The organism is Paraburkholderia sp. IW21 (assembly GCF_041321145.1).
Taxonomy (GTDB): Bacteria; Pseudomonadota; Gammaproteobacteria; order Burkholderiales; family Burkholderiaceae; genus Paraburkholderia.
In genome coordinates this window covers 47,102-72,025 of the sequence record NZ_JBGGWA010000014.1, presented here as the reverse complement: position 1 = coordinate 72,025, position 24,924 = coordinate 47,102, and the positions used below count along the sequence as shown (strand labels likewise).

Below are 24,924 nucleotides of genomic sequence, written 5' to 3'. Positions count from 1 at the left end.
CGCGCGTGGTCGAGCTATTAACGCGCGCCTTACCGAAACGGATACCCGTATGTCTATCAAGATTCGCAAACTCGATTCCAGTGCGCCCGACTTTCACACGTCGCTGCACGCGGTGCTCGCGTTCGAGGCGAGCGAAGACGAAGCAATCGAGCGCTCGGTCGCGCAGATTCTGAACGACGTGAAGGCGCGCGGCGACGCTGCGGTGCTCGAGTACACGAACCGCTTCGACCGTGTCGAGGCGAAGAGCGTCGACGCGCTCGAGTTGCCGATGGCGGAACTCGAAGCAGCGCTCGAAGGCCTCGAACCGAAGCGCCGCGCGGCGCTCGAAGCGGCGGCGGCGCGCGTGCGCGGCTACCACGAGAAGCAGAAGATCGAGTGCGGCAGCCATAGCTGGCAGTACACGGAAGCCGACGGCACCGTGCTCGGCCAGAAGGTCACGCCGCTGGACCGCGCGGGTATTTACGTGCCGGGCGGCAAGGCGGCGTATCCGTCGTCGGTGCTGATGAACGCGATTCCGGCGCGCGTGGCCGGCGTGCGCGAAATCGTCATGGTCGTGCCGACACCTGACGGCGTGAAGAATCCGCTGGTGCTGGCGGCTGCCTTGCTGGGCGGCGTGGACCGCGTGTTTACGATCGGCGGCGCGCAGGCGGTGGGCGCATTGGCATACGGCACGCAAACCGTGCCCGCCGTCGACAAGATCTGCGGCCCTGGCAACGCGTATGTCGCATCGGCCAAGCGCCGTGTGTTTGGCACAGTCGGCATCGACATGATCGCCGGGCCCTCGGAAATTCTCGTGCTGTGCGACGGTACGACCGATCCGCGTTGGGTCGCGATGGACCTGTTTTCGCAAGCCGAGCACGACGAACTCGCACAATCCATCTTGCTGTGTCCGGACGACGCGTTCATCGGCCGCGTGCATGAGGCGATCAACGAATTGTTGCCCACCATGCCGCGCCGGGACGTGATTCAGGCATCGCTCGAAGGGCGCGGCGCGTTGATCAAGGTGCGCGATATGGCTGAAGCCTGCGCGATTGCCAACGACATCGCACCGGAACACCTCGAAATCTCCGCGCTGGAACCGCACCAATGGGGCCAACTGATCCGCCATGCCGGTGCGATTTTCCTCGGCCGCTACACCAGCGAAAGCCTCGGCGACTACTGCGCGGGGCCGAACCACGTGTTGCCTACGTCTCGTACCGCACGGTTCTCGTCACCTTTGGGCGTCTATGATTTCTTCAAGCGTTCGAGCGTGATCGAGGTCAGCGCGGAAGGCGCGCAGACGCTCGGCGAGATCGCCGCCGAACTCGCTTACGGCGAAGGCCTGCAGGCGCATGCCCGCAGTGCGGAATACCGGATGCGGCAAAACAGCGAGCGCGGCTAACAGCGGCCAGCGCGGCGGAACGTGGCGGTCCTGACAAAGGAGCAGGCGGGCATCGAGCCGATGCCCGCGAACTCCACCGACGGATTTCGCGCGGTTTCCCGTTAAATAACGACAATACAGACCGACCCGGAGCAGTCCGCACGCCGCCGATGCCTGGCCGGCGTCGCCCTTGCGGCCCGATCCACTGACTTATGACGACACCTCAAGACATCATCCGCCGCGACGTGCTCGCGATGACAAGCTATCCGGTTCCGGACGCCACGGGCTATATCAAGCTCGATGCGATGGAAAATCCGTTCCCGCTGCCGCCGGTCCTCGCCGCGCATCTGGGCGAGCATCTGGCCGGTGTCGCGCTGAACCGTTACCCCGCGCCGCGTCCGGAAGCGCTGATCGAAAAGATCAAGCGCGTGATGGACGTGCCGGCCGGCTGCGACGTGCTGCTCGGCAACGGTTCGGATGAAATCATCAGCATGGTGTCGATGGCGTGCGCGAAGCCGAGCGCCAAGGTGCTCGCGCCGGCGCCGGGTTTCGTGATGTATCAGATGTCGGCCAGGCTGGCGAACATGGAATTCATCGGCGTGCCGCTGAAGGCCGATTTCACACTCGACAGCGAGGCCATGCTGGCCGCGATCGCCGAGCATGAGCCGGCGATCGTCTATCTGGCCTATCCGAACAATCCGACCGGCACGCTGTACGACGAGGCGGACATGGAACGCATCATCGCCGCGGCGAACAGGAGCCTCGTGGTGATCGACGAGGCGTACCAGCCGTTCGCGCAGCAAAGCTGGCTGCCGCGCGCCGACGCATTCGACAACGTCGTCGTGATGCGTACGGTGTCCAAGCTCGGCCTGGCTGGGATTCGCCTCGGCTATCTGGCTGGAAAACCCGCCTGGCTCACCGAATTCGACAAGGTGCGCCCGCCGTACAACGTCAACGTGCTGACGCAAGCCGCCGCCGATTTCCTGCTCGACCATGTAGACGTGCTCGACGCTCAGGCCGAACAACTGCGCGCGGAACGCACGAAACTCGCGCAGGCCGTGGCTGAATTGCCGGGCGCCGAAGTGTTCCCGAGTGCCGGCAACTTTCTGCTGGTGCGGGTGCCCGATGCATCCGTTATGTTCGAAACGCTGCTGGCGGCGCGGGTTTTGATCAAAAACGTGAGTAAAATGCATCCATTGCTGGCCAATTGTGTGCGTTTGACCGTCGGTTCGCCGGAAGAAAACGCCCAATTGATCGCCGGACTGAAACTCGTGCTGCACTGAACGGCGTGCCGAATGGCCGCGTGAGCGCTTTTCGCTTACAGCGAAAAGTACGTGCGGCCCGCCGTTTTCCCATCCCAAACCACCATCGCTTTCTAGCTTAGATTCGAGGAATTACCATGCGCCTTGCGGAAGTCGTTCGCAACACCAGCGAAACGCAGATCCGTGTGAAGATCAATCTGGACGGCACCGGTCAGCAGAAGCTGGCCACTGGCGTGCCGTTTCTGGATCACATGCTCGACCAGATCGCGCGGCATGGATTGTTCGATCTCGACATCGAAGCGCATGGCGACCTGCATATCGACGACCACCACACGGTCGAAGACACCGGCATCACGCTGGGTCAGGCTGTCGCCAAGGCGATCGGCGACCGCAAGGGCATCCGCCGCTACGGTCATTCTTATGTGCCGCTCGACGAAGCGTTGTCGCGCGTCGTGATCGACTTTTCCGGCCGTCCGGGCCTCGAATTCCATGTGCCGTTCACCCGCGCGCGCATCGGCACGTTCGACGTCGATCTTTCCATCGAATTTTTCCGCGGCTTCGTGAACCACGCCGGCGTCACGTTGCATATCGACAACCTGCGCGGCCTGAACGCCCATCATCAGATGGAAACAGTGTTCAAGGCGTTCGGACGTGCATTGCGCATGGCCGTCGAACTGGACGAACGCGCGGCGGGGCAGATTCCGTCGACCAAGGGCAGCCTTTAAGCGCCTATTTACCAGCTCATTTATCAAGAACAGAACCAGGACCGGCTGCGCTCGCGCGTGCCCGGTGAGCGATGGACATTCTGAAGTCGTTTATTTCGTTGCTGGCGTTGATCAACCCGGTCGGCGCCATCCCGTTCTTCATGAGCCTGACGGCGCATCAGAGCGACGTGGAGCGGCGCAGAACCATCCGCATCGCGGCGATTTCAGTGTTCTGCGTGATTGCGGTGACCACGCTGCTCGGACAGCAGATCATCAGTTTCTTCGGCATTTCGGTCGGTTCGCTCGAAGTGGGCGGCGGAATCATCATGCTGCTGATGGCGATCAACATGCTGAACGCGCAGATCGGCAACAGCCGTTCGACGGCGGAGGAGCGCCATGAAGCCGAGCAGAAGGACAACATCGCGGTCGTGCCGCTGGCGATTCCGCTTTTGACCGGCCCGGGCGCGATCAGCACCACGATCATTTACGCGGCCGGCTCGGCGCACTGGTACGACCGGCTGAGCCTCGTTGCGATCGGTGCGGTGCTGGCGGCGATCTGTTTTTTTTCGCTGCGGCTCGCTGAACCGATTGCCCGCTGGGTAGGTCGCACGGGTATCAACATCGGCACGCGGCTTATGGGTTTGATGTTATCGGCGCTGGCGGTGGAATTCATCGTCGATGGATTGAAGGCATTGCTGCCTAACTTGAAATGAAAACTTCGATAGCGATTGTGGATTACGGAATGGGCAACCTGCGCTCGGTTGCCCAGGCATTGCGCAAAGCCGCGCCGGAAGCGGACGTGGCGATCGTCGATCAGCCGGAAGCGATCCGCTCGGCCGACCGCGTGGTGTTGCCCGGCCAGGGCGCGATGCCCGACTGCATGCGCAGCCTCGCCGAATCCGGCCTGCAGGAAGCGGTCGTTGAAGCGTCGCGCACCAAACCGCTGATGGGCGTGTGCGTCGGCGAGCAGATGCTGTTCGACTGGAGCGCCGAAGGCGACACGCCCGGCTTGGGCCTGTTACCCGGCAAAGTGCTGCGCTTCGACCTGGAAGGCCAGGTGCAGGATGACGGTTCGCGCTTCAAAGTCCCGCAAATGGGTTGGAACCGCGTGCGCCAGGCGCAACCGCATCCGCTGTGGGACGGCGTTGCGGACAATGCGTTCTTCTATTTCGTGCACAGCTATTACGTTGTGCCGGACAACGCCGCCCATACTTCGGGGGAAACAGTATACGGTGTGCCCTTTACCTCGGCGGTGGCGCGGGATAACATCTTCGCGACTCAATTCCACCCGGAGAAGAGCGCCGATGCTGGGCTGCGTGTGTATCGCAACTTCGTGCACTGGAACCCGTGAGCGCCCTTCTTCATCCTGTTGCCATGCGCCGTTCCGCCACAAGCGGAACGTTTGCCGCACGCGACAATCGCAGCAAGACGAATTCGCTCCTGCACGGCGCTCCGCAAGCGTGCCGAAAGAGTTGTACTAAACTAGCGAAACGGCGTCGTGGTGAGCTGGCCTGCCAGCCGCTGCCGCCGACCTTCAACCCCCTCCCAGACAACACCCGATTGCTATGCTGCTGATTCCCGCCATCGACCTGAAAGATGGTCAGTGTGTTCGCCTCAAACAGGGCGATATGGACCAGGCGACGATATTTTCCGAGGAACCGGCGGCGATGGCCCGACATTGGGTCGACCGCGGCGCCCGTCGTCTGCATCTCGTCGATTTGAATGGCGCATTCGCCGGCAAACCGAAAAACGAAGACGCGATCCGCGCGATCATCGAGGAAGTCGGTGGTCAGATTCCCGTCCAGCTAGGTGGCGGTATCCGCGACCTGAACACGATCGAGCGTTATCTGGATGACGGTTTGTCGTACGTCATCATCGGCACGGCTGCGGTGAAGAATCCGGGCTTCCTGCAGGACGCGTGCACGGCGTTCGGCGGCCATATCATCGTCGGTCTGGATGCGAAAGACGGCAAGGTCGCCACCGACGGCTGGAGCAAGCTGACCGGCCATGAAGTCGCCGATCTGGCGCGCAAGTTCGAGGATTACGGCTGCGAGTCGATCATCTACACCGACATCGGCCGCGACGGCATGCTGCAAGGTATCAACATCGAAGCGACGGTGCGTCTCGCGCGCGCAGTGAAGATTCCGGTGATCGCGAGCGGCGGTTTGTCGAACCTCGCGGACATCGAGTCGCTGTGCGAAGTCGAGGACGAAGGCATCGAAGGTGTGATCTGCGGCCGGGCAATCTACTCGGGCGATCTGGACTTCGCGGCCGCGCAGACTCTCGCGGACCGGCTGCGCGAATCGGACGACGCTTAAGCACGCTTCAAGCGTCGCGGTCGCCTCATCATCGGCCCATAAGCGGACGCAACGGCGCGTCCTGAATGCGCGTCGAGCCGCATGCATGTCTTCGGCACACTTTCGGCCTGACGCGGCTCGCCGCGCCGGCTCTGTGCCGCTCGTCGAAGGTTCAGGCGAGCGGCCTCATCAGCGGTATTGGCAGAATTGCAAGATCATGGCTCTAGCTAAACGCATCATCCCCTGTCTCGACGTCACGGCTGGACGCGTGGTCAAGGGCGTCAACTTCGTCGAACTGCGCGATGCGGGCGACCCGGTCGAAATCGCCCGCCGCTACGACGATCAGGGCGCCGACGAACTCACCTTCCTCGACATCACCGCCACGTCCGACCAGCGCGATCTGATCTTGCCGATCATCGAGGCAGTCGCCTCGCAGGTGTTCATTCCGCTGACGGTCGGCGGCGGCGTGCGCGCTGTCGAAGACGTGCGGCGCCTGTTGAACGCGGGCGCGGACAAGATCAGCATGAACTCGTCGGCGGTCGCGAATCCCCAACTCGTGCGCGACGCGACGGACAAATACGGCTCGCAATGCATCGTCGTCGCAATCGACGCGAAGCGCGTGTCCGCGGAGGGTGAGCCGCCCCGCTGGGAAGTCTTCACGCATGGCGGCCGCAAGGCCACCGGCCTCGAAGCGGTCGAATGGGCGCGCAAGATGGCCGAACTCGGCGCCGGCGAAATCCTGTTGACCAGCATGGACCGCGACGGCACCAAGAGCGGCTTCGATCTCGCGCTCACGCGCGCGGTGTCCGATGCGGTGTCGATTCCGGTGATCGCGTCGGGCGGCGTCGGCTCGCTGCAGCATCTGGCCGACGGCATCAAGAATGGTCACGCGGACGCGGTACTGGCCGCGAGCATCTTCCACTACGGCGAACACACCGTGGGCGAGGCCAAGCGCTTCATGGCCGATCAAGGCATTTCGGTGAGGTTGTGACGTGGTGAATCCCTCAGCGGTAGATTGGCTCGACAAGGTCAAGTGGGACGCGAACGGCCTCGTGCCGGTTATCGCGCAGGAAGCGTCGTCGAACGACGTGCTGATGTTCGCATGGATGAACCGCGAAGCCTTGGCGAAAACCGTGGAAACCGGCCGCGCGGTGTATTTCTCGCGCTCGCGCCAACGCCTGTGGTTCAAGGGCGAAGAGTCCGGCCACGTGCAGCATGTGCATGAAGTGCGGCTCGATTGCGACGAAGACGTCGTGCTGCTGAAGGTCGAGCAGGTCTCGGGCATCGCGTGCCATACCGGCCGCCACTCGTGCTTTTTCCAGAAATTCGAAGGCACGGTGGAAGATGGCGGCTGGGCCGCCGTCGATCCCGTGTTGAAAGACCCCGAACACATCTACAAATGACGCAAACCACGCAATCCACGCCGCCCGCCAACGACACGCTGCTGCGCCTCGCGGCCATCATCGACAGCCGCAAGGGCGGCGATCCGGACGTTTCGTACGTGTCGCGCCTGTTCCATAAGGGCGATGACGCGGTTCTCAAGAAGATCGGCGAAGAAGCCACCGAAGTCGTGCTGGCCGCCAAAGACGCGCGCCACGGCGGCGCACCGAAAGCCCTGGTCGGCGAAGTCGCGGACCTGTGGTTCCATTGTCTCGTGATGCTGTCGCACTTCGACCTGAGTCCGGCTGACGTGCTTGCCGAACTCGAGCGCCGCGAAGGCCTGTCGGGCATTGAGGAAAAGGCGCTGCGCAAGAGCCGCGAGCGCGAGCAGAACGGCGATTGATTGTCACCGCGTCTTGAAGAGGCGAATGTCGGCACCCACATTGCACTGAACGCATAGGATCGCATCCTCGGGAGGACGCAAGCATGGAACAGTCGCACGAAAGTTATACGCCGCCGGTTTACCGCAACGCGATCGAGCCGGAGCGCGAACGCAGTCTGCGCACGCTCACGCATGTGCTGTACGCGCTGTATGCGGTCCACTGGCTAACGGGCGGTCTGACGATTCTGATCGCGATCATCATCAACTACGTGAAGCGGTCCGATGTGGCGGGCACGCCTTACGAAGCGCATTTCGAGTGGCAGATCCGCTCGTTCTGGATGGCCTTGCTGGGTTATGCGATCGGTGGCGTGCTGCTGTTCGTCGTGATCGGCATTCCGGTTCTGTGGGCCGTCAGCATCTGGATGTTGTACCGTATTATCAAAGGCTGGCTGTATCTGTACGATAACAAGCCGCTTGCGAACCCGCGGAGCTGGTTTTGAGTTTCGTCCGGTCGTGACCGGGCTTGACATGAACCTTGCCGCAACGCGCTTCGCGCTCTAGCCACACTGCGTCAGGAATACGATGAGCCACGACCCCAATTGCCTTTTCTGCAAGATTGCCGCCGGCGAGATTCCGTCGACCAAAGTCCACGAAGACGAAGAGTTTTTTGCCTTCCGCGACATCCGTCCGGCGGCTGAAACGCATGTGCTGGTCATTCCGCGCAAGCACATCGCCACGCTGTCGAATTGCACCGAAAGCGATGCACCTCTGCTTGGTAGAATGCTTGTTTTGGTGGCGCGTCTGGCCGACCAGCTTGGCGCGGCCTACACCGGTGGCGAAACCGGTTTTCGCACGGTAATCAATACCGGTCCGGGCGGCGGGCAAGAGGTGTATCACTTGCACGCGCATATCCTCGCAGGGCCGCGCCCCTGGCAGCGGATGGGCTGACAAATAAGCTTCCGCCGCGAGGCGCGCGGCGAGTTTTGGCCGACGATAATAACGCGGTCGTTGTTTTTGCTGCACTGTAACGACGCCGACCGAATCGTCGGGTCACAATGACACACCGTGTCGCGGGTTGAATCGGAACAGCCCGCGGTAACGTATAGATGAAGCATACGTGCTTCGATTCACGCCGTAAGGCGCACGAGTTTTGCCGCATCACAATGCGGTGTCGGGGTTAAGGAGAGTAGTCATGGGTTCGTTGAGCATTTGGCATTGGCTGATCGTGTTGCTGATCGTGGCGCTCGTGTTCGGCACGAAGAAGCTGCGCAATATCGGCACCGATCTGGGTGGCGCGGTGAAGGGCTTCAAGGAAGGCATCAAAGAAGCCGAAACGTCGGCCGAGGCGCAGCAGCAGCAACGCGAGCTGCCGCGCAACGGCGCAGTGGATGTGGAAGCGAAGGAAAAGACGCCGCGTTCCGGCGATTACCGCTAAGCCGCGGTCCAACCGCGTTACTGACGGACACTCCACTTCATGCTGGACCTCGGTCTAACCAAGATGGCGCTGATCGGCGTCGTCGCGCTGGTCGTACTCGGCCCTGAGCGCCTGCCGCGCGTCGCTCGCACCGCTGGCGCGCTGTTCGGCCGCGCGCAGCGATATATCAACGACGTCAAGTCCGAAGTCACGCGCGAAATCGAACTCGACGAATTGCGTCGGATGAAAACGGAGTTCGAATCGGCGGCCAGCGGCATCGAAAACACCGTTCAGGACAATCTGCGCAAGCATGAATCCGAACTGAACGACGCGTGGAGTAGCGGTGCGCCGGTGTCGCCGAGTATTGCCGGCGGCGCGCTCGAAGATGTCGGCAATTCGTCCTGGCAGACCAGCACGCCGGCTGCGGGCACCAAACGCAAGAACTGGCGCGTCAAGCAGACGGCCATGCCCACCTGGTACAAGCGCGCCACCACGCGCCGCACGCGCGTGCAGTCGGGCGCTGCGCGCGTGGCGCGGCATACGCCGGCCACCATGCGTCGCCCGACGCGGTTTTTCTGATGATCAGAACGACAATCCCTAACCGAGGGCCGGTGTGAGCGACCCCCAGCAAACCCAGGGCGAAGGCACTGAAGAGACCTTCATTTCCCACCTCGTTGAATTGCGCGACCGCATCATTCGCGCCGGCCTTGCGGTCATCGTGGTGTTTGTCGGCCTTGTGTATTGGGCGCCGGACATTTTCCGGCTGCTAGCACGGCCCTTGATGCAGAATCTGCCGAAGGACGGCAAGATGATCGTCACGGATGTGACGGGCTCGTTCTTCGTGCCGATGAAGGTGACCATGCTGGTCGCCTTCGTGATCGCGCTGCCGATCGTGCTGTACCAGATCTGGGCGTTCGTGGCGCCAGGTCTTTATCAGCACGAGAAGAAGCTGGTCGGGCCGCTCGTGGGCAGCAGCTACACGCTGTTCCTGTGCGGCATGGCGTTCGCGTACTTTGTGGTGTTTCCTACCATCTTCCGCGTGATGGCGCACTACAACGCGCCGCTTGGCGCGGAGATGACCACCGATATCGACAATTACCTGAGCTTCGTGCTGACCATGTTCCTTGCGTTCGGCGTGACGTTCGAAGTGCCGATTGTCGTGGTGCTGCTGGTCCGCATGAACGTGCTGACTATCAAGAAACTCAAGGAAATCCGGCCGTATGTGATCGTCGGCGCGTTCGTGATTTCGGCTGTGGTGACGCCGCCGGACGTGTTCTCGCAGCTGATTCTGGCGATTCCGCTAATCGTGTTGTACGAGGCGGGCATCATCGCGGCGCGCCTGATTGTCGGCAAGCAGCAGCCGGTTGTCGTCGACGACGGGCCGCCTGATTGAACGATACGCACCGCACGCGCCAGTCACGCTAGTCGGGCTCGGGCGGGTCGGGCAAACAAAAAGGGCAATCCGCGATGGACTGCCCTTTTTGCTTTGCGGCGGCGGTGCCGTTTGGCTTGCCATGTCGCTGGCTTTTCAAGCTAACGGTGTCCCTGTCCAAGCCGCAGCTCCGGGTTAGCGCCCGCCGTGCTGCTGTTGCAGTTGTATCAACCGCCGTCGTCGTCCTGCTGATCGCCGCCGCCGTTGTCGTCTGCCGGTTGCTTCGGCGGCGGCGGGCGCTTGCCGATGGTCACGTCCAGATCCATGTCGTGGCCCTTGCGCACGAGATGAACTTTCGCGGCCGTGCCCGGCTTGATCTGTGCGATGACGTTCAGCAGACGCGTGGTGTCGGTGATCTGCTGGCCGTTCACGCTCACCAGGATGTCGCCCGGCTTGATACCCGCACGATCAGCCGGCCCGTTCTTCAACACGCCTGCGACGATCGCGCCCGACTTCTGCTCGAGCCCGAACGATTCGGCGATCTCCGGTGTCACGTCCTGCGGCTCAACGCCGATCCAGCCCCGCGTGACCGAACCTGTTGTGATGATGCTCTCCAGCACGCTGCGCGCGGTCGAGACAGGGATCGCGAAGCCGATGCCGAGCGAGCCGCCCGAGCGCGAATAGATGGCGGTATTGATGCCGAGCAGGTTGCCGTTCACGTCGACCAGTGCGCCGCCCGAGTTACCCGGGTTGATGGCCGCGTCGGTCTGAATGAAGTTCTCGAAGGTATTGATGCCGAGATGGTTGCGCCCAAGCGCGCTGACGATACCCATGGTCACCGTCTGGCCGACGCCGAACGGATTGCCGATCGCCAGCACCACGTCGCCCACGCGCGTCTGGTCCATGCGGCCGAGCGTGATGGTGGGCAGATTGGTCATGTTGACTTTCAGCACGGCCAGATCGGTCTCGGGATCGACGCCGATCACCTTCGCATTGGTGGTGCGGCCGTCGGCGAGCGCGATTTCGATCTGATCGGCGCCGTCCACGACGTGCTGGTTCGTTAGAATGTAGCCTTCCGAACTCACGATCACACCCGAGCCGAGATTGGACGCGGGTTGCTCCTGCTGCTTGCCTTTGTTCTTGTCGCCGAAGAAGTAGCGGAACAGCGGATCTTTCGCGCGCGGATCGGGTGGCAGCGAGCCATCCTTGCTGGAGAATACATTGACGACCGCGGGCATGGCTTTTTGCGCGGCGTCTGCATAGGACGCCTGTGCAGGGCCGCTGCCGATGCCTGGCGCCACTTCCCGTAGGGCGACGATCGGTTCGGCAAGTTGCTTGCCGAATTGCCCTTGACGCTGGAGCCACTGCGGCTTGAGGGTCGCAATGATGAACATCAGCGCCAACAGCACGGTCACCGCTTGGGCAAAGAACAGCCAAAAGCGTCTAAGCATCTGAAGACTAGAGGTTTATATGGATCGGATCGAACTTGAATTGTACTTGAACAATGTTCTTGAAACCGCGCGCTTCAAGGACTATTGCCCCAACGGATTGCAGGTGGAGGGGCGCCGCCGGATCAATAAGCTCGCGACCGGCGTGACCGCTTCGGTGGCCTTCCTCGAGGCGGCGCTCGACTGGGGCGCGGACGCCGTGCTGGTCCATCACGGCTATTTCTGGCGCAACGAGGCGCCGCAGATCACCGGCCGCAAATACGCGCGCCTGAAGCTGCTGATCGCCAATGAGCTCAACCTGTTCGCCTATCACCTGCCGCTCGACGACCACCCCGAGTTCGGCAACAACGCGCAAATCGGCGCGAAGATGGGCTGGATCAGCGACGCGCGCTTCGGCGAGAACGACCTCGGCTGGCTCGCCACCTTTCCGATGCCGATCACCCTCGCGCATTTCACCGCGCAGATCGAGCAGACCCTCGGCCGCACGCCGCTCGTGTTCGGCGACGCGGACCGCGAACTGCGCCGCGTGGGTTGGTGCACGGGCGCCGCGCAAGGCATGTTCGATGCCGCCATCAATGCCGGCGCGGATGTCTACCTGACCGGCGAAGTCTCGGAGTCGGTGATGCATACGTCGGCGGAAAGCGGCGTGGCGTTTCTCGCGGCCGGCCATCACGCCACTGAGCGCTTCGGCGTGCAGGCGGTGGGCAAGCATCTGTCCGAGTCGTTCGATATCGAACACCTGTTTATCGACATCCCTAATCCCGTTTGAATTGAAACTCGGCGTTAGATAAGGAAAAAGGCACGAATAGCGAAGGGAGCACTTAAAAGGAGGTGCGAAAAAGTTTGCGATTCGTACGGAGAAACCCTGACTTATCAAGGGCTTCGCACGGTTTTTGGCAATAGGGCCTTGTAAATGCCGACTCCATTCGCGCAAACTAGCGGCGGTAGAAGCGACGTGAAGGAAAAATCCAACTCAGAAGTGGGGCGTGTAATGCGAGACAAGGAAGATGAACGCGTCGATGGCGGCCGCCGTACGTGGCTGATAGCGACGACCGTAGCAGGTGGCATAGGAGGCGTTGCCACTGTCGTACCCTTTGTTAGTTCGTTTGCACCATCTGAAAAGGCCAAGGCGGCAGGCGCCCCGGTCGAAGTCGATATCAGTGATCTCAAGCCTGGCGACATGAAGACCGTTGCGTGGCGCGGTAAGCCGGTGTGGATCATCAACCGCACCGACAGGATGCTCGCGGATGTCCAGAAAGCCGATAACGAAGTAGCGGATCCCCACACCAAGAATCCTTTTTCGATGCCGTTGCCGGAGTACTGCAACAACGAATTCCGTTCGCGCACCGACCACAAGAATCTTTTCGTCGCCGTCGCCGTGTGTACCCATCTGGGCTGTACACCGACGCCGCGCTTCCAGGAGGGGGCGCAGCCCAATCTTCCGGACGACTGGCCAGGCGGCTTTCTGTGCCCTTGCCACGGCTCGACCTATGACATGGCCGGCCGCGTCTTCAAGAACAAACCTGCGCCGCAGAACCTCGACATCCCGCCTTACATGTTCACGTCGGCCACCGGCCTCGTGATCGGCAAGGACGAGAAAGGAGAAGCGTAATGGCGATCGAACACGAAGTAGAGACGACCGGGCTGGTCGGCTGGATCGACCGCCGCTTTCCAATGACGTCCACCTGGAAAAAGCACGTTTCCGAGTACTACGCGCCGAAGAACTTCAACTTCTGGTACTTCTTCGGTTCGCTCGCGCTGCTGGTGCTGGTCAATCAGATCGTCACCGGCATCTTCCTCACCATGAACTACAAGCCCGACGCGACCCTCGCGTTCTCGTCGGTCGAGTACATCATGCGCGAGGTGCCGTGGGGCTGGCTGATCCGCTATATGCACTCCACGGGCGCCTCGATGTTCTTCGTGGTCGTCTATCTGCATATGTTCCGCGGGCTGATGTACGGCTCGTACCGCAAGCCGCGCGAACTGGTGTGGATCTTCGGCTGCGCGATCTTTCTGTGCCTGATGGCCGAGGCGTTCTTCGGCTACCTGTTGCCGTGGGGCCAGATGTCTTTCTGGGGCGCGCAGGTGATCGTGAACCTGTTCTCGGCGATTCCGTTCATCGGGCCGGATCTGTCGTTGTGGATTCGCGGCGACTATGTCGTTTCGGACGTCACGCTGAACCGTTTTTTCGCGTTTCACGTGATCGCGATTCCGCTGGTACTGATCGGGCTGGTGGTCGCTCACCTGGTGGCGCTGCACGAGGTGGGGTCGAACAACCCCGACGGCATCGAGATCAAGGCGAAGAAGGACCCGGACGGCATTCCGCTCGACGGCATTCCGTTCCACCCGTACTACTCGGTGCACGATTTCATGGGCGTGACGGTGTTCCTGATGATTTTCGCCGCGATCATCTTTTTCGCGCCGGAAATGGGTGGGTACTTCCTTGAAGCGAACAACTTCATACCCGCCAATCCGCTGCAAACGCCGCAGGAAATTGCGCCGGTGTGGTACTTCACGGCCTTCTATGCGATGTTGCGCGCCACCACCGATCCGTTCAAGATCGTGTTGATGATCATCATCGCGTTGCTCGGCCTGTTCGCGCTGGTGCGCGCGCGCGGCAAGTGGAAGTTCGGCCTGCCGGTGCTCGCGGTGCTGGTCATTCTGGCAATGGCGTTCACCGAATCGAAATTCTGGGGCGTGGTGGTGATGGGCGGGGCGGTGATCTCGCTGTTCTTCCTGCCGTGGCTCGACCGTTCGCCGGTGAAGTCGATCCGCTACCGGCCGTTTTTTCACAAGGTGTTCTACGGGATCTTCGTGCTCGCTTTTCTGACGTTGGGCTTCCTCGGCACCAAACCGCCGTCGCCGGCGTCGACGCTGATTGCACAGGTGTGCGCGCTGATCTATTTCGCGTTTTTCCTCGGTATGCCGTTCTGGACGCGGCTTGGCACGTTCAAGCAACCGCCCGAGCGGGTGCGGTTCAAGCCCCACTAATCGCGAGCCAGGAGAACACGAAATGAAAAAACTGCTTTCGACGTGCGCGCTGATCGGCGCGACACTGCTCGCGCTGCTCGCAGGCCCGGCGCACGCGGACGAGAATTTCCCTCTCGACCGCGCGCCCGATAACGCGGAGAATTTCGCGTCTTTGCAGCATGGCGCGCAATTGTTTGTAAACTATTGCCTGAATTGCCACAGTGCGAATCTGATGCGCTACAACCGGCTAACCGACCTCGGCATTACGCCAAACGAAATTCAGTCGAACCTGCTGTTCACCACCGACAAGATCGGCAATACGATGACCGTGGCAATGCGTCCGGACGACGCGAAAGCGTGGTTCGGGGCAAGTCCGCCGGATTTGTCGGTCGAAGCGCGGGCGCGTAGCAAGGACTGGCTGTACACGTATCTGCGCAGCTTCTATCGCGACAAGACGCGGCCGACCGGCTGGAACAATCTGGTGTATGAAAACGTGAGCATGCCTCACGTGCTGTGGCAGCTTCAGGGGCAACGTACCGCGAAGTTCGGTGACGACACCGACGAAAGAACAGGAGAAACGGTGCACAAATTTCTCGGCTACCAACAGGTCACGCCGGGGACAATGTCGCCGGTAGATTATGATTCTGCTGTGGCCGACCTCGTGTCGTACCTGTCATGGATGTCCGAACCGACGCAGAAAACCCGTAAACAGCTTGGCGTGTGGGTGCTGCTGTTCCTCGGCATCCTGAGCTTTTTCGCCTGGCGATTGAACGCCGCGTACTGGAAACATATCAAATAATCACGCTGTCACCGGCGTGGGGCCGGCGCCAGGAAAAACCCGCGGTACGGTTTTTCCGCGCGCTGGCCTTTCAGCTTTTTGAGGAAACGTAAACATGATGGTTCTGTATTCCGGCACAACTTGCCCGTTCTCCCAGCGCTGCCGGCTGGTGTTGTTCGAAAAGGGCATGGACTTCGAGATCCGCGACGTCGACCTGTTTAACAAGCCGGAAGACATCGCTGTGATGAATCCGTATGGTCAAGTGCCGATTCTTGTCGAACGGGACCTGATTCTGTACGAATCGAACATCATCAACGAATATATCGACGAGCGCTTCCCGCACCCGCAACTGATGCCGGCCGACCCGGTGCAGCGCGCCCGCGCCCGCCTGTTCCTGCTCAACTTCGAAAAGGAACTGTTCGTCCACGTCGGCACGCTCGAAAACGAAAAGGGCAAGGCCGCCGAGAAGAATCACGAAAAGGCGCGTCTCGCGATTCGCGACCGCCTGACGCAGCTCGCACCGATCTTCCTGAAGAACAAGTACATGCTCGGCGAAGAGTTCTCGATGCTCGACGTCGCGATCGCGCCGTTGCTGTGGCGTCTGGATCATTACGGCATTGAACTGTCGAAGAACGCAGCACCGCTGATGAAGTACGCCGAGCGCATTTTCAGCCGCCCGGCTTATATCGAAGCGCTGACGCCTTCGGAAAAGGTGATGCGTCGTTGAGTTTGGCTTTTGGGGTAAGGGCGCCGCGACGCGGCTGTTATCCGCGCGCGCCCATACCTGGTAAGAGGACTGTAGATGCAAGAGATTTCCACCAAGCCCTATCTGTTGCGCGCGCTGTACGAATGGTGCACGGATAATGGCTACACGCCGCATATTGCGGTCCGGGTCGACAATCAGACGCGCGTGCCGCGTCAGTTCGTGCGCGATAACGAGATCGTGTTGAACATCAGCTTCGAGGCGACCAGCCAGTTGCAGATGGGCAACGAATGGATCGAGTTCAGCGCGCGCTTTTCCGGCAAGTCGCACAAGATCGAGGTGCCGATCGCCAATATTCTCGCGATCTACGCGCGCGAAAACGGGCAGGGCATGGCGTTTCCGGTCGAGTCGGCGGGCGGTGAAGCGCAGGATTCGGGCGCCGATGCGGAATTGGCGGACGAGACCGAAACGCCGGCTGCACCGCGCTCTACGGCGCCGCGCGCGGTCGAAACTTCGTCACCGGGTACCGACGCCGCGACCGCCAAAGCGGAAAGCGCGACGGACGGCCCCCAGCCTGACGATGACGGATCGAAAGGTGGCGGAAGGGCTCGCCTTAAGATCGTGAAATGAAGTAGAATCACGGCCTCATGCCGGCTTAGCTCATCAGGTAGAGCGCTTGACTTGTAATCATGAGGTGGCGGGTTCGAGTCCTGCAGCCGGCACCAGTAGTACGAAAACGGGTTTCTGAAAATTTCAGAAACCCGTTTTTTTATTCTGGGCGGGAATTAGACAAGTTCGACGTGCTGGTAACGTCTGGCGCCATGCGGAGCTTTGTATTCAGCGCTGCGGCATGGCTCCAGCCACAACGTTCTCGGCATGCGGTTGCCGGGTCAGAACGGCCATTTCGACCAGATCTCTTTCACCTTGTCGATACTGGACGTTTTTGTCTACGAATTTCTTGCGTTGTCGTCACGAGACAGGCCGGTGAGGGCCGGGCGCCCCGGCCATGATCCGTTCTTGGGCGACGCCGGTCGTATCGACATCGCGTGATGAAAGATAGTGTTCGGATCGTAGCGATGCCTTACGTCCTGCAAAAATCCAGAGTGCCCGCCATTGCCGTAATACAGTTGCGGCCGAACCCTGCTGACAGAGGTACTATTCGGGCGTCAGTCGGCATCACGATCAGTCACTCCGGCGGGCAACGCCCCCGACGACGCGACGTTTCACCGCGTCCCTCCCGCAACACAGACCCCACCTTCACCATGACCAGCCCCGCAACCATCACCTGGCCCGAAGCCGACGGCCCCCGCACCGCGCGTTGGCGTTCCGAAGCGGCCGTGCCGCCGCCCAAGCGCGTCGTCGTCGCGGATGACCGCACCACAGCCGACTCGGCCTACCGCCTCGCTTGCGAAGGCACGGCGCTGCTGTGGAACGGCGATTTTCAGAACGCCCGCCAACTGTTGCAGGCGGTCACCCGTCGGCTGGAACGCAAACCGCGCAAGCAGGGCGAGACGCCGATCGACGCGTTCAACCTGCATCGTCAGGCGCAGTCGCAACGCGCCCGCACGCTCGGCATGATTCTGATCCCGCTCGACGCCGCTTACGGCATTCCGCTGCGCCGCGCGCCTGAAGTACAACAGGCTTGCATCGAAACTTACGGACCGTCTACCGGCGAACCTTCCGTCGTGTCGCTGCGCGAATTGCTCGGTCTGATCGGTGCGCACGAGTGGCGCAAGAAGGGCGTCGAAATCCCCGCGCTGGGCGAACGCATCCATCCGCACTACGGCGTATTTTCGCCGGTGCGCGGCGAATATGTGGACCTGGTTGCGCGCACGCCGTTGCCGTCGTTGAACAAGGCGTTCGATATCGGCACCGGCACCGGCGTGCTGGCCGCCTTGCTCGCCAAACGCGGCGTGAAGAAAATCGTCGCAACCGATCAGGACCCGCGGGCGCTTGCATGCGCGCGCGAAAACCTCAGCCGCCTCGGCTACGACCAGCAGGTCGAGATCGTGCAAGCGGATCTGTTTCCGGAAGGCCGGGCACCGCTGGTGGTCTGCAATCCACCGTGGGTGCCGGCCCGGCCCGCATCACCCATTGAATATGCGGTCTACGATTCGGAAAGCCGCATGTTGCTTGGTTTCCTGAACGGCTTGGCAGAGCACGTGTCGCCAGGCGGGGAAGGGTGGCTGATCATGTCGGATTTCGCCGAGCATCTTGGTTTGCGCACGCGCGAATGGCTGCTTGCCGCCATCGAAAAGGCCGGGCTGACCGTTGTCGGACGCGAGGATATTCGTCCGCGGCATCCGAAGTCGACCGATGAAACCGACGCCCTGCACACGGCGCGGGTGGCTGAAGTGACGTCGCTGTGGCGTCTCAAGGCGCGCTAGCCGATAGGCTGCGATGACGTGCCGCCGAAGATCGGCGTGTCAGGCCGAGGCGCCGCGCGCCTTGAGATACGCCAATGCACCGCGTCCGGCCACGAGGCCGCTGGCGAAGCAGGCGGTGAGCAGATAGCCCCCGGTCGGCGCTTCCCAGTCGAGCATTTCACCCGCGCAGAACGCGCCGGGCAGGTGCTCGATCATCAAATGCGTATCCAGCGCTTCGAAAGGGATGCCGCCGGCGGTACTGATCGCTTCCGCGATCGGCCGGGCCCCCGTGAGCCGCACCGGCAGTGCCTTGATGGCGTGGGCCAGACGGTTCGTATCGGCGAAGGCTTCCTTCGACAAAATCTCGTGCAATAAAGCGAGTTTTACACCGCTAATGCCGATTCTGCCGTGCAGGTGAGTCGACATTGAGCGCGAGCCGCGCGGCCGGGTGACTTCGGCCACGACTCGCTCCAATGTCAAGCCTGGCGCCAGATCCAGCGTGATCGTGACGTCGCCGTCGGCCAGAATTCGCTCCCGGATGGCTGCCGACAATGCGTAAATCAGGCTCCCCTCAAGCCCCGTTTCGGTCAGAAGTATTTCACCTTGTCGATTGTGGACTATATTGTCTACGTCGATGAGCGTGATGGCCACCGATTTCACCGGCTGACCCGCGAAACGCTCGCGCAGATAGGGGCTCCAGTCCGCATCGAAGCCGCAGTTCGCGGGGCGCAACGGGGTCACCGGCACCTCGCGAGCGTTCATCAGCGGCACCCAGGCGGCGTCCGACCCGAGCCGAGGCCAGCTTGCGCCGCCCAAGGCGAACACCACGGCATCGCAGCTCGCGATTTGCACGCCGTCGGGTGTTTCGAACCGTAGGCCGTATGCAGCGGCATGGCCGTCATCGGCATCGCTAGCGGTCTCCCAGCCGGTCCACTTGTGGCGCATATGAAAGCGCACGCCTGCTTCTCTCAACCGATGCAACCACGCCCGCAACATTGGCGCGGCTTTCATGTCCGTCGGAAAAACCCGCCCTGAACTGCCGACAAAGGTTTCGACGCCGAGCCCGTGCAGCCAGGCCCGCAAGGCGTCGGGACCGAAGGCGTCGAGTAGCGGCGCGATCTGCTGGCGACGCGCACCGTAGCGCAAGAGGAACGGTTCGAGCGATTCCGAATGGGTAATGTTCATGCCGCCTTTGCCCGCCATCAGGAATTTGCGGCCGACCGACGGCATGGCGTCGTAGACGTCTACCTGAACGCCCTGCTGGGCGAGCGCTTCGGCCGCCATCAAGCCGGCGGGGCCGCCTCCGATGATGGCGACGCGGGGGGAATTGAGGGAGGGTGACATGCAGTCCTGCGGAGGAGCGGAAAAGGCGGTGCGTTGGCCGGATCCGACGATCGGGCAGCACGAAGGACGCTATTTTCACACCGTGGGCAGCGTACGGCAAACAGGCGGCGGAAGCTGGCAGGCTGAAAAACGCTGGGTTCGGGCGCTTTCGTATCCGCTGCGTTTGCGCCCGCTTCGTTGCAATCCCCACGCGCGAACTATACTTTTCAGACACCTTCCATCGGACGCAGTCCGCGCCTTGCCCGCGTCAAACCCGCTCACCGCTTTCATTCCGCCCGACGTGGCCATTGCTGACGCGTCGCGGCTAGCGACGTGGTCTGTGCGCCTGCTGTTCGTTGGGATGTTTCGACGTTTCGACCAAGGAGACTGCCATGACTCGCAAATACATCGATTGTCGGGAGTTCCCGAGCGAGATGAATTGCACCGTTGCCCTATCCGCCGACACCGAAGGCGAATTGCTCGACGCGGCCGTGCAGCATGCCGTCACGGTGCACAAACATACGGACTCGCCGGAACTGCGTTCGCAACTGAAGACGCTGTTTCATGAAGGCACACCGCCGGTGGAGGCGCCGCGCGCGTGATTCGTCGTCCTTCAGTTCGGTGAGGATGGTGGCGGTTGACCAGTTCGGGCGGCGGCAAGCCGCCTGCGCGGGTCGCGGCGTTGCCGGAGTGTCCTAGCCGGGGTAGGCCTCATCTACCTTCAGGCCGGCGAGTTTGAAAATAACCCGCAGCGTTTGCGGTTTGATGTCGCGGCGTGAGGCGAGCGTCGTCATGACGAAGTCGAGCACTTTTGCGTATTTGAGCATCGTCAGGCATGTTTCCATGTCGACGCTGCCGTCGCGCATGACTTCGGCCAGACGCAGCATTTCGGTTGAGATGTCGCGCGCCATCTCCAGTTCGAGTTGCTGCTTTTCCGACCACGCGGGCGTGGCGGTGAGCTTCGCCAGCATTTCCTGAAACTTCTGTTCGACGTTTCCGTTGGGTACCGTATCCATTGCTGCCTCTTCTATTATCCGAGCGCGCGTCCGGTTGGGATCGCGGCGCGCTGCTGGTTACGTAACGTTCGACCCGTGTTCCGGGGTCGTCCTCCCCACATGCATTCGGTTCGCGTGATCGAAGCCACGGCCGGCAGCCTGTTGTTATGCGTGGCACGGCTTACGCTATCGGGTGAGCCGACACACAAGCTGCTTTTTTCGCCACTCTGGAAACGTCCCGCGCAGTGCTATTCGAGCAGGAATTGTTCCAGGTTGGCCACGTTTCTCGCATCATCCGCGCAGCTCCCTAGGTGAGCCGGCTGCGCTTTGGGTAAACTGGCAGCAACTTTTCTTTTTTTCCGTCACCTGTCGCACGTTCGCGCTGCAATCGATGACGGTCCCCACGATGTCCAGCAAAACTCACGAAATCCGTCCGAACCAATCTGTCGAGCTGTTGAAGGAGCTTCATATCCTGACGCGCGACGGCAAGATGAACCAGGACAGTCGCCGCAAGCTGAAGCAGGTCTACCACCTGTTCCAGTTCATCGAGCCGCTGCTGAAGGACCTCAAAGACCAGCAGGGCGCGCTGACGCTCGTCGACCACGGCGCGGGCAAGTCATACCTAGGTTTTATCCTGTACGACCTTTTCTTCAAGGAGTTTCAGGGCGCCGCTGGTGGTGCTTCGCACATTTACGGCATCGAGACACGCGAGGATCTCGTGACGAAGTCCGAGGAACTGGCTGAGCGGCTGGGCTTTACGGGGATGTCGTTTGTGAATTTGTCGGTGGCCGAGTCGATTACCTCGGATCGTTTGCCGCCGCAGATCGATATCGTGACGGCGCTGCATGCGTGCAATACGGCGACTGACGACGCGATCCGGTTTGCGCTGGAAAAGCATGCAAAGTACATCGTGGTGGTGCCGTGTTGCCAGGCTGAGGTGGCTGGGGTTTTACGGCAGAACAAGGGCAAATCGCTTGGGAATGCGCTGACCGAGATCTGGCGGCATCCGCTGCATACCCGGGAGTTTGGGAGTCAGATTACTAATGTGCTGCGCTGCTTGCAGCTGGAAGCGCATGGATATCAGGTGAGCGTGACCGAGCTGGTCGGGTGGGAGCATTCCATGAAGAATGAACTGATTATTGCTCAGTTTAAGGATCTGCCGAGACGCCGGCCGACCGAGCGACTTAATGAAGTGATGGAGACCCTTGGAATCGATGAGCTGAAAGAAAGGTTTTTTGTTTCTGCCTGACTTTTTTGCGGCGGTGGCTTTGCATCAGACTCGGCCACCGCATGAATTACCTCTTCATCAGATCATTCCAGCCCTTAAGGCCGATCCTCCGAAGGGTCTCCTGATTCCGTTCATAAATATCTTCCGCATCGGGAAAAGCATTAACTGCCCGTTCAATACTATCCTCGCGAAGCAGATGCAAAATAGGATAGGGCGCCCGATTCGTATAATTCTCGATATCGTCGGGTTCGCTGCCTTCAAATTGATAACGAGGGTGAAAGCTGGCAATCTGAATAATGCCTTCCAGCCTAAGTTGCTTGATAAGCCGATCGGCGAAAAACAGGCAATCGTTATAGTCGAGAAAATCGCCAAGCGCGTGGGGTAAAACCAGAAGCGTGGTATCCACCGCTTCAGGATCCGCCGCGATTAGCGCCTGGATCTCGGTTTCGAGATCGGTCAACACGCCTTCCCTATCTACAGCATCGCTTACGACATAGCGAATCTGCCCCTTCACATGCACGGCTTTGGCAAAAGGGCACAAATTAAGTCCAATCACGACCTTTGTCAGCCAATGACGAATGGCGGTGATGACGGCATCATGAGATTCGGCAGGCGACGGCATGGCAAGCGGCGAAAGGAGGGAAAAGTGCCATTCTAATGGCCCGGAGCGACGCCAATCCGCACCAGGCGGCAACGGGACAAAAAACCTCAACCTGCAACCGCCCCGCCGCACGCTGCGGCAATCAACTGCGCCGCCATCTTGGGCGCGGCAAGAATCGGCCCGCAGCCCGGGCCGTAAGTCTGGCTGGCCGCATACACGCCTTCGATCATCAAACCCAAACCATTGGCTAACGCCGCCGGATCTTCGGCGCCTGCCGCAGTCGTCAGCTCCAGAAGCCGCGCCATCAGCCGCTCCTTGTTGCGAAACACAAACTGCCGCGCCGGATGCTCCACGTCGGGAAACTCCACGGAAACATTCACGAAAGGACAGCCGCGGTAGTCGTTGATTGACGCCCGCACCGCCAGGTCGTCGAAATATTGCTGAAGCTGCTTCGCGGGCTCGCCAGGATGCTTCGCAAAACTCTTCTCCACGTAGCCGAAGAACTGCTCGTCCTTGCGCTCCAGATACGCCATCACCAACTCGTCCTTCGACGAAAACTGGCGGTACAAACTCATCTTGTTCACGCCCGCCCGCTCCACTACCGCGTCGACGCCGACCGCCCGCACACCCTCGCGATAGAACAGTTCGTCCGCGGCGCGCAGCAGATGCTGCTGCGCCTGCGGGCCGGCTGTCTGGGCGCCGCGCGCTCGCCGTGCTTCTGGCTTGAGGGTTTCGCTGTCTGACATGGCGTGCCACCTGAATTGAATTGACGCCTTGACATGTTACCGATCAGTAACTAATATCGCAACACCTATTGTGACTGATCTGTCACAAGTCCTTTACCGAAGTCGTAACAATGCGAGCGGCGCGGCCAGCGGGGCACGCACCGATTGGAGAATCGATGAACTGGGCAGCGAGACTGATTGGCGGACGTTTCCACTACGGCTGGTTGACCGTCGCGGTGGTATTCCTGGTGTTGCTGGCGGCGGCCGGCACGCGCGCCACACCAAGCGTGATGATGGTGCCGCTGGAGCATCAATTCGGCTGGAGCCGCGCGACGATCTCGCTCGCGATCTCCGTGAACATTGCGCTCTACGGCCTGATGGGACCCTTCGCGGCCGCGGCGATGCAGCGCTTCGGCGTGCGTCCTACTCTGCTGATCGCGCTCGGCACGATGGCGGCGGGCGTGGCGCTGTCCTCGCTGATGACGCACCCGTGGCAGATGGTCCTGATCTGGGGTGTGATGGTCGGCGGTTCGACGGGGGTGGCGGCGCTGTCGTTGTCGGCGACCGTTGTGACGCGCTGGTTCACCACCCACCGTGGCCTCGTGATGGGAATTCTCACGGCCAGTTCAGCCACCGGCCAACTGGTGTTCCTGCCAATGCTCGCGGCTATCGCCGAGCACTACGGCTGGCGCCAGGTGGTGTGGGTCGTTGCGGGCGCGGCAGCGATCGTATTGCCGCTGGTCGCGTTTCTTTTGCCGGAGCGGCCGGCGGATATGGCGTTGCGTCCGGTCGGCGAACCGGCTGACACGCCGATCAACACGGCTATAACCAAACAGAATCCGCTGGCCATCGCTTTCGGCACGCTCGCCATGGCCAGCAAGACGCGCGATTTCTGGCTGCTGTTCTTCAGCTTCTTCATCTGCGGCGCGAGCACCAACGGTTACGTCGGCACGCATCTGATCGCGATGTGCGGCGACTACGGCATGACCGAAGTGCAGGGCGCGTCGTTGCTCGCCGCAATGGGCGTATTCGATCTGTTCGGCACGACGCTCTCGGGGTGGCTGTCGGACCGCTTCAATAGCCGCGTACTGCTGTTCTGGTATTACGGTCTGCGCGGATTGTCGCTGATGTATCTGCCGCACGCGTTCGGCATCGACTTCTTCGGTCTGCCGCTGTTCGCGGTGTTCTACGGTCTCGACTGGATTGCCACCGTACCGCCTACCGTGCGTCTTGCGACCGACGTCTACGGCAAGGAAGCGGCGCCGGTCGTGTTCGGCTGGGTGGTCGCCGGCCACCAGCTCGGCGCGGCCTTCGCGGCACTCGGCGCGGGCATGCTGCGCGCGAGCCTCGGCACCTATACGGTGGCGTCGATGATTTCCGGCGGCCTGTGCCTGATTGCAGCCGTGATCGTGCTGCGGATCAACCGGCCGGCCAAGGTGCCGCAGCCCCAAGCGGTGTGAAGCTGCGGACCTCTGTACGGTGAACAAAGCGAACTAGCGCAAACGGCCTCGTACGGGGCCGTTTGCCGTTGTAGCCGACGTGAAAACCAACTGCGAACTGCGCACGCGAGGGAGCGCGAGCGGCTCAGCCCGGTTATGCTATGTGACCCCGGGCAG

General features: G+C 61.3%; 29 protein-coding genes, 1 tRNA gene and 1 pseudogene. 25 read left to right on the top strand and 6 right to left on the bottom strand.

Annotated features, from left to right (window positions below; genetic code table 11):
- The first annotated feature begins 49 nt into the window (after positions 1–49).
- The 14 genes from hisD (at position 50) to tatC (ending at position 10,192) form a co-directional block, all read left to right on the top strand.
- The gene (gene hisD / locus ACAX43_RS27700) at positions 50–1,381 is read left to right on the top strand and encodes a histidinol dehydrogenase (protein WP_370711589.1); all 1,332 of its coding nucleotides are present in this window, start codon (positions 50–52) and stop codon (positions 1,379–1,381) included.
- 191 nt (positions 1,382–1,572) lie between these two features.
- Entirely contained in the window at positions 1,573–2,643 is a 1,071-nt protein-coding gene (gene hisC / locus ACAX43_RS27695; RefSeq protein WP_370711588.1) for a histidinol-phosphate transaminase, read from the top strand.
- Between the two features lie 116 nt (positions 2,644–2,759).
- A complete protein-coding gene (gene hisB, locus ACAX43_RS27690) occupies positions 2,760–3,347 on the top strand; it encodes an imidazoleglycerol-phosphate dehydratase HisB (RefSeq protein WP_006052285.1) in 588 nt (195 codons plus the stop codon).
- A gap of 71 nt (positions 3,348–3,418) precedes the next feature.
- The gene (locus ACAX43_RS27685; RefSeq protein WP_370711587.1) at positions 3,419–4,039 is read left to right on the top strand and encodes a YchE family NAAT transporter; all 621 of its coding nucleotides are present in this window, start codon (positions 3,419–3,421) and stop codon (positions 4,037–4,039) included.
- A complete protein-coding gene (gene hisH / locus ACAX43_RS27680) occupies positions 4,036–4,677 on the top strand; it encodes an imidazole glycerol phosphate synthase subunit HisH (RefSeq protein WP_370711586.1) in 642 nt (213 codons plus the stop codon). The genes ACAX43_RS27685 and hisH overlap by 4 nt, the downstream gene beginning before the upstream one ends.
- 214 nt (positions 4,678–4,891) lie before the next feature.
- Complete coding sequence (hisA, locus tag ACAX43_RS27675) at positions 4,892–5,644, top strand: 1-(5-phosphoribosyl)-5-[(5-phosphoribosylamino)methylideneamino]imidazole-4-carboxamide isomerase (RefSeq protein ID WP_370711585.1); 753 nt, start codon at positions 4,892–4,894, stop codon at positions 5,642–5,644.
- A gap of 196 nt (positions 5,645–5,840) precedes the next feature.
- Positions 5,841–6,614, top strand: a complete 774-nt coding sequence (hisF, locus tag ACAX43_RS27670; protein ID WP_370711584.1) for an imidazole glycerol phosphate synthase subunit HisF — start codon at positions 5,841–5,843, stop codon at positions 6,612–6,614.
- Position 6,615: 1 nt separating this feature from the next.
- Entirely contained in the window at positions 6,616–7,026 is a 411-nt protein-coding gene (gene hisI / locus ACAX43_RS27665; RefSeq protein ID WP_370711583.1) for a phosphoribosyl-AMP cyclohydrolase, read from the top strand.
- Positions 7,023–7,406 (top strand): phosphoribosyl-ATP diphosphatase, encoded by a 384-nt coding sequence (locus ACAX43_RS27660; protein ID WP_370711582.1) that lies wholly within the window; start codon positions 7,023–7,025, stop codon positions 7,404–7,406. Before hisI ends, ACAX43_RS27660 begins: the two co-directional genes overlap by 4 nt.
- A gap of 83 nt (positions 7,407–7,489) precedes the next feature.
- The gene (locus ACAX43_RS27655) at positions 7,490–7,885 is read left to right on the top strand and encodes a DUF4870 family protein (protein ID WP_370711581.1); all 396 of its coding nucleotides are present in this window, start codon (positions 7,490–7,492) and stop codon (positions 7,883–7,885) included.
- 82 nt (positions 7,886–7,967) lie between these two features.
- On the top strand, positions 7,968–8,333 hold the full coding sequence (locus ACAX43_RS27650; RefSeq protein WP_370711580.1) for a histidine triad nucleotide-binding protein: 366 nt from the start codon (positions 7,968–7,970) through the stop codon (positions 8,331–8,333).
- Between the two features lie 244 nt (positions 8,334–8,577).
- Positions 8,578–8,820, top strand: a complete 243-nt coding sequence (gene tatA / locus ACAX43_RS27645; RefSeq protein ID WP_370711579.1) for a Sec-independent protein translocase subunit TatA — start codon at positions 8,578–8,580, stop codon at positions 8,818–8,820.
- A gap of 39 nt (positions 8,821–8,859) precedes the next feature.
- On the top strand, positions 8,860–9,378 hold the full coding sequence (gene tatB / locus ACAX43_RS27640; RefSeq protein WP_370711578.1) for a Sec-independent protein translocase protein TatB: 519 nt from the start codon (positions 8,860–8,862) through the stop codon (positions 9,376–9,378).
- A gap of 34 nt (positions 9,379–9,412) precedes the next feature.
- A complete protein-coding gene (gene tatC / locus ACAX43_RS27635; protein ID WP_370711577.1) occupies positions 9,413–10,192 on the top strand; it encodes a twin-arginine translocase subunit TatC in 780 nt (259 codons plus the stop codon).
- Positions 10,193–10,398: 206 nt separating this feature from the next.
- Here the strand turns inward: tatC and ACAX43_RS27630 are convergent, their stop codons facing one another.
- Entirely contained in the window at positions 10,399–11,622 is a 1,224-nt protein-coding gene (locus ACAX43_RS27630; RefSeq protein WP_370711576.1) for a Do family serine endopeptidase, read from the bottom strand.
- Between the two features lie 19 nt (positions 11,623–11,641).
- On the opposite strand from ACAX43_RS27630, the gene ACAX43_RS27625 reads away from it, so the two are divergent.
- The 7 genes from ACAX43_RS27625 to ACAX43_RS27595 all read left to right on the top strand — a co-directional run bounded on the left by ACAX43_RS27625 (position 11,642) and on the right by ACAX43_RS27595 (position 16,795).
- Positions 11,642–12,388, top strand: a complete 747-nt coding sequence (locus tag ACAX43_RS27625) for a Nif3-like dinuclear metal center hexameric protein (RefSeq protein ID WP_370711575.1) — start codon at positions 11,642–11,644, stop codon at positions 12,386–12,388.
- A 222-nt stretch (positions 12,389–12,610) separates the two neighbouring features.
- On the top strand, positions 12,611–13,231 hold the full coding sequence (gene petA / locus ACAX43_RS27620) for a ubiquinol-cytochrome c reductase iron-sulfur subunit (RefSeq protein ID WP_120289276.1): 621 nt from the start codon (positions 12,611–12,613) through the stop codon (positions 13,229–13,231).
- The gene (locus tag ACAX43_RS27615) at positions 13,231–14,610 is read left to right on the top strand and encodes a cytochrome bc complex cytochrome b subunit (RefSeq protein WP_370711574.1); all 1,380 of its coding nucleotides are present in this window, start codon (positions 13,231–13,233) and stop codon (positions 14,608–14,610) included. The genes petA and ACAX43_RS27615 overlap by 1 nt, the downstream gene beginning before the upstream one ends.
- Before the next feature lie 22 nt (positions 14,611–14,632).
- Positions 14,633–15,388 (top strand): cytochrome c1, encoded by a 756-nt coding sequence (locus ACAX43_RS27610; RefSeq protein ID WP_370711573.1) that lies wholly within the window; start codon positions 14,633–14,635, stop codon positions 15,386–15,388.
- A 94-nt stretch (positions 15,389–15,482) separates the two neighbouring features.
- A complete protein-coding gene (locus ACAX43_RS27605) occupies positions 15,483–16,094 on the top strand; it encodes a glutathione S-transferase N-terminal domain-containing protein (protein ID WP_006052302.1) in 612 nt (203 codons plus the stop codon).
- Between the two features lie 75 nt (positions 16,095–16,169).
- The gene (locus tag ACAX43_RS27600; protein ID WP_370711572.1) at positions 16,170–16,700 is read left to right on the top strand and encodes a ClpXP protease specificity-enhancing factor; all 531 of its coding nucleotides are present in this window, start codon (positions 16,170–16,172) and stop codon (positions 16,698–16,700) included.
- Positions 16,701–16,719: 19 nt separating this feature from the next.
- Positions 16,720–16,795, top strand: a tRNA-Thr gene (locus ACAX43_RS27595).
- 303 nt (positions 16,796–17,098) lie between these two features.
- On the opposite strand, the pseudogene ACAX43_RS27590 reads toward ACAX43_RS27595, so the two are convergent.
- Positions 17,099–17,203: pseudogene (locus ACAX43_RS27590) on the bottom strand (BBE domain-containing protein); the annotation flags it as partial.
- Between the two features lie 129 nt (positions 17,204–17,332).
- On the opposite strand from ACAX43_RS27590, the gene ACAX43_RS27585 reads away from it, so the two are divergent.
- Positions 17,333–18,457 carry a methyltransferase gene (locus ACAX43_RS27585; RefSeq protein WP_370711571.1) on the top strand — a complete coding sequence of 375 codons (1,125 nt, stop codon included), beginning with the start codon at positions 17,333–17,335 and terminating at the stop codon, positions 18,455–18,457.
- A 39-nt stretch (positions 18,458–18,496) separates the two neighbouring features.
- On the opposite strand, the gene ACAX43_RS27580 is transcribed toward ACAX43_RS27585, so the two are convergent.
- Positions 18,497–19,780, bottom strand: coding sequence for a TIGR03862 family flavoprotein (locus ACAX43_RS27580; RefSeq protein ID WP_370711570.1), 1,284 nt, complete (start codon positions 19,778–19,780; stop codon positions 18,497–18,499).
- 371 nt (positions 19,781–20,151) lie between these two features.
- Between ACAX43_RS27580 and ACAX43_RS27575 the strand changes: the two genes are divergently transcribed.
- Positions 20,152–20,361, top strand: a complete 210-nt coding sequence (locus ACAX43_RS27575; protein WP_370711569.1) for a DUF1059 domain-containing protein — start codon at positions 20,152–20,154, stop codon at positions 20,359–20,361.
- Positions 20,362–20,454: 93 nt separating this feature from the next.
- On the opposite strand, the gene ACAX43_RS27570 is transcribed toward ACAX43_RS27575, so the two are convergent.
- Positions 20,455–20,775, bottom strand: coding sequence for a hypothetical protein (locus ACAX43_RS27570; protein WP_042329129.1), 321 nt, complete (start codon positions 20,773–20,775; stop codon positions 20,455–20,457).
- A 385-nt stretch (positions 20,776–21,160) separates the two neighbouring features.
- Here ACAX43_RS27570 and ACAX43_RS27565 point away from each other — a divergent pair, with 385 nt between their 5' ends.
- The gene (locus ACAX43_RS27565; RefSeq protein WP_370711568.1) at positions 21,161–22,003 is read left to right on the top strand and encodes an SAM-dependent methyltransferase; all 843 of its coding nucleotides are present in this window, start codon (positions 21,161–21,163) and stop codon (positions 22,001–22,003) included.
- Positions 22,004–22,049: 46 nt separating this feature from the next.
- Here ACAX43_RS27565 and ACAX43_RS27560 read toward each other — a convergent pair whose 3' ends face one another.
- Both ACAX43_RS27560 and ACAX43_RS27555 read right to left on the bottom strand, forming a co-directional pair.
- Positions 22,050–22,604, bottom strand: a complete 555-nt coding sequence (locus tag ACAX43_RS27560; protein ID WP_370711567.1) for a DUF1415 domain-containing protein — start codon at positions 22,602–22,604, stop codon at positions 22,050–22,052.
- Positions 22,605–22,690: 86 nt separating this feature from the next.
- Positions 22,691–23,329 carry a TetR/AcrR family transcriptional regulator gene (locus ACAX43_RS27555; RefSeq protein WP_370711566.1) on the bottom strand — a complete coding sequence of 213 codons (639 nt, stop codon included), beginning with the start codon at positions 23,327–23,329 and terminating at the stop codon, positions 22,691–22,693.
- Positions 23,330–23,484: 155 nt separating this feature from the next.
- Between ACAX43_RS27555 and ACAX43_RS27550 the strand changes: the two genes are divergently transcribed.
- Complete coding sequence (locus ACAX43_RS27550) at positions 23,485–24,768, top strand: MFS transporter (protein WP_370711565.1); 1,284 nt, start codon at positions 23,485–23,487, stop codon at positions 24,766–24,768.
- The last annotated feature ends 156 nt before the right edge of the window (positions 24,769–24,924 follow it).

Coding starts and splice junctions, on each gene's coding strand:
- ACAX43_RS27580 (WP_370711570.1), bottom strand. CDS start 19,780: ATGTCACCCTCCCTCAATTCCCCCCGCGTCGCCATCATCGGAGGCGGC.
- hisH (WP_370711586.1), top strand. CDS start 4,036: ATGAAAACTTCGATAGCGATTGTGGATTACGGAATGGGCAACCTGCGC.
- ACAX43_RS27615 (WP_370711574.1), top strand. CDS start 13,231: ATGGCGATCGAACACGAAGTAGAGACGACCGGGCTGGTCGGCTGGATC.
- ACAX43_RS27585 (WP_370711571.1), top strand. CDS start 17,333: ATGACCAGCCCCGCAACCATCACCTGGCCCGAAGCCGACGGCCCCCGC.
- ACAX43_RS27660 (WP_370711582.1), top strand. CDS start 7,023: ATGACGCAAACCACGCAATCCACGCCGCCCGCCAACGACACGCTGCTG.
- tatA (WP_370711579.1), top strand. CDS start 8,578: ATGGGTTCGTTGAGCATTTGGCATTGGCTGATCGTGTTGCTGATCGTG.
- ACAX43_RS27550 (WP_370711565.1), top strand. CDS start 23,485: ATGAACTGGGCAGCGAGACTGATTGGCGGACGTTTCCACTACGGCTGG.
- ACAX43_RS27565 (WP_370711568.1), top strand. CDS start 21,161: ATGTCCAGCAAAACTCACGAAATCCGTCCGAACCAATCTGTCGAGCTG.
- tatB (WP_370711578.1), top strand. CDS start 8,860: ATGCTGGACCTCGGTCTAACCAAGATGGCGCTGATCGGCGTCGTCGCG.
- ACAX43_RS27650 (WP_370711580.1), top strand. CDS start 7,968: ATGAGCCACGACCCCAATTGCCTTTTCTGCAAGATTGCCGCCGGCGAG.
- hisF (WP_370711584.1), top strand. CDS start 5,841: ATGGCTCTAGCTAAACGCATCATCCCCTGTCTCGACGTCACGGCTGGA.
- hisC (WP_370711588.1), top strand. CDS start 1,573: ATGACGACACCTCAAGACATCATCCGCCGCGACGTGCTCGCGATGACA.
- ACAX43_RS27560 (WP_370711567.1), bottom strand. CDS start 22,604: ATGCCGTCGCCTGCCGAATCTCATGATGCCGTCATCACCGCCATTCGT.
- hisA (WP_370711585.1), top strand. CDS start 4,892: ATGCTGCTGATTCCCGCCATCGACCTGAAAGATGGTCAGTGTGTTCGC.
- ACAX43_RS27575 (WP_370711569.1), top strand. CDS start 20,152: ATGACTCGCAAATACATCGATTGTCGGGAGTTCCCGAGCGAGATGAAT.
- ACAX43_RS27605 (WP_006052302.1), top strand. CDS start 15,483: ATGATGGTTCTGTATTCCGGCACAACTTGCCCGTTCTCCCAGCGCTGC.
- ACAX43_RS27630 (WP_370711576.1), bottom strand. CDS start 11,622: ATGCTTAGACGCTTTTGGCTGTTCTTTGCCCAAGCGGTGACCGTGCTG.
- hisD (WP_370711589.1), top strand. CDS start 50: ATGTCTATCAAGATTCGCAAACTCGATTCCAGTGCGCCCGACTTTCAC.
- ACAX43_RS27600 (WP_370711572.1), top strand. CDS start 16,170: ATGCAAGAGATTTCCACCAAGCCCTATCTGTTGCGCGCGCTGTACGAA.
- ACAX43_RS27685 (WP_370711587.1), top strand. CDS start 3,419: ATGGACATTCTGAAGTCGTTTATTTCGTTGCTGGCGTTGATCAACCCG.
- ACAX43_RS27655 (WP_370711581.1), top strand. CDS start 7,490: ATGGAACAGTCGCACGAAAGTTATACGCCGCCGGTTTACCGCAACGCG.
- petA (WP_120289276.1), top strand. CDS start 12,611: ATGCGAGACAAGGAAGATGAACGCGTCGATGGCGGCCGCCGTACGTGG.
- hisB (WP_006052285.1), top strand. CDS start 2,760: ATGCGCCTTGCGGAAGTCGTTCGCAACACCAGCGAAACGCAGATCCGT.
- ACAX43_RS27570 (WP_042329129.1), bottom strand. CDS start 20,775: ATGGATACGGTACCCAACGGAAACGTCGAACAGAAGTTTCAGGAAATG.
- ACAX43_RS27625 (WP_370711575.1), top strand. CDS start 11,642: ATGGATCGGATCGAACTTGAATTGTACTTGAACAATGTTCTTGAAACC.
- ACAX43_RS27610 (WP_370711573.1), top strand. CDS start 14,633: ATGAAAAAACTGCTTTCGACGTGCGCGCTGATCGGCGCGACACTGCTC.
- ACAX43_RS27555 (WP_370711566.1), bottom strand. CDS start 23,329: ATGTCAGACAGCGAAACCCTCAAGCCAGAAGCACGGCGAGCGCGCGGC.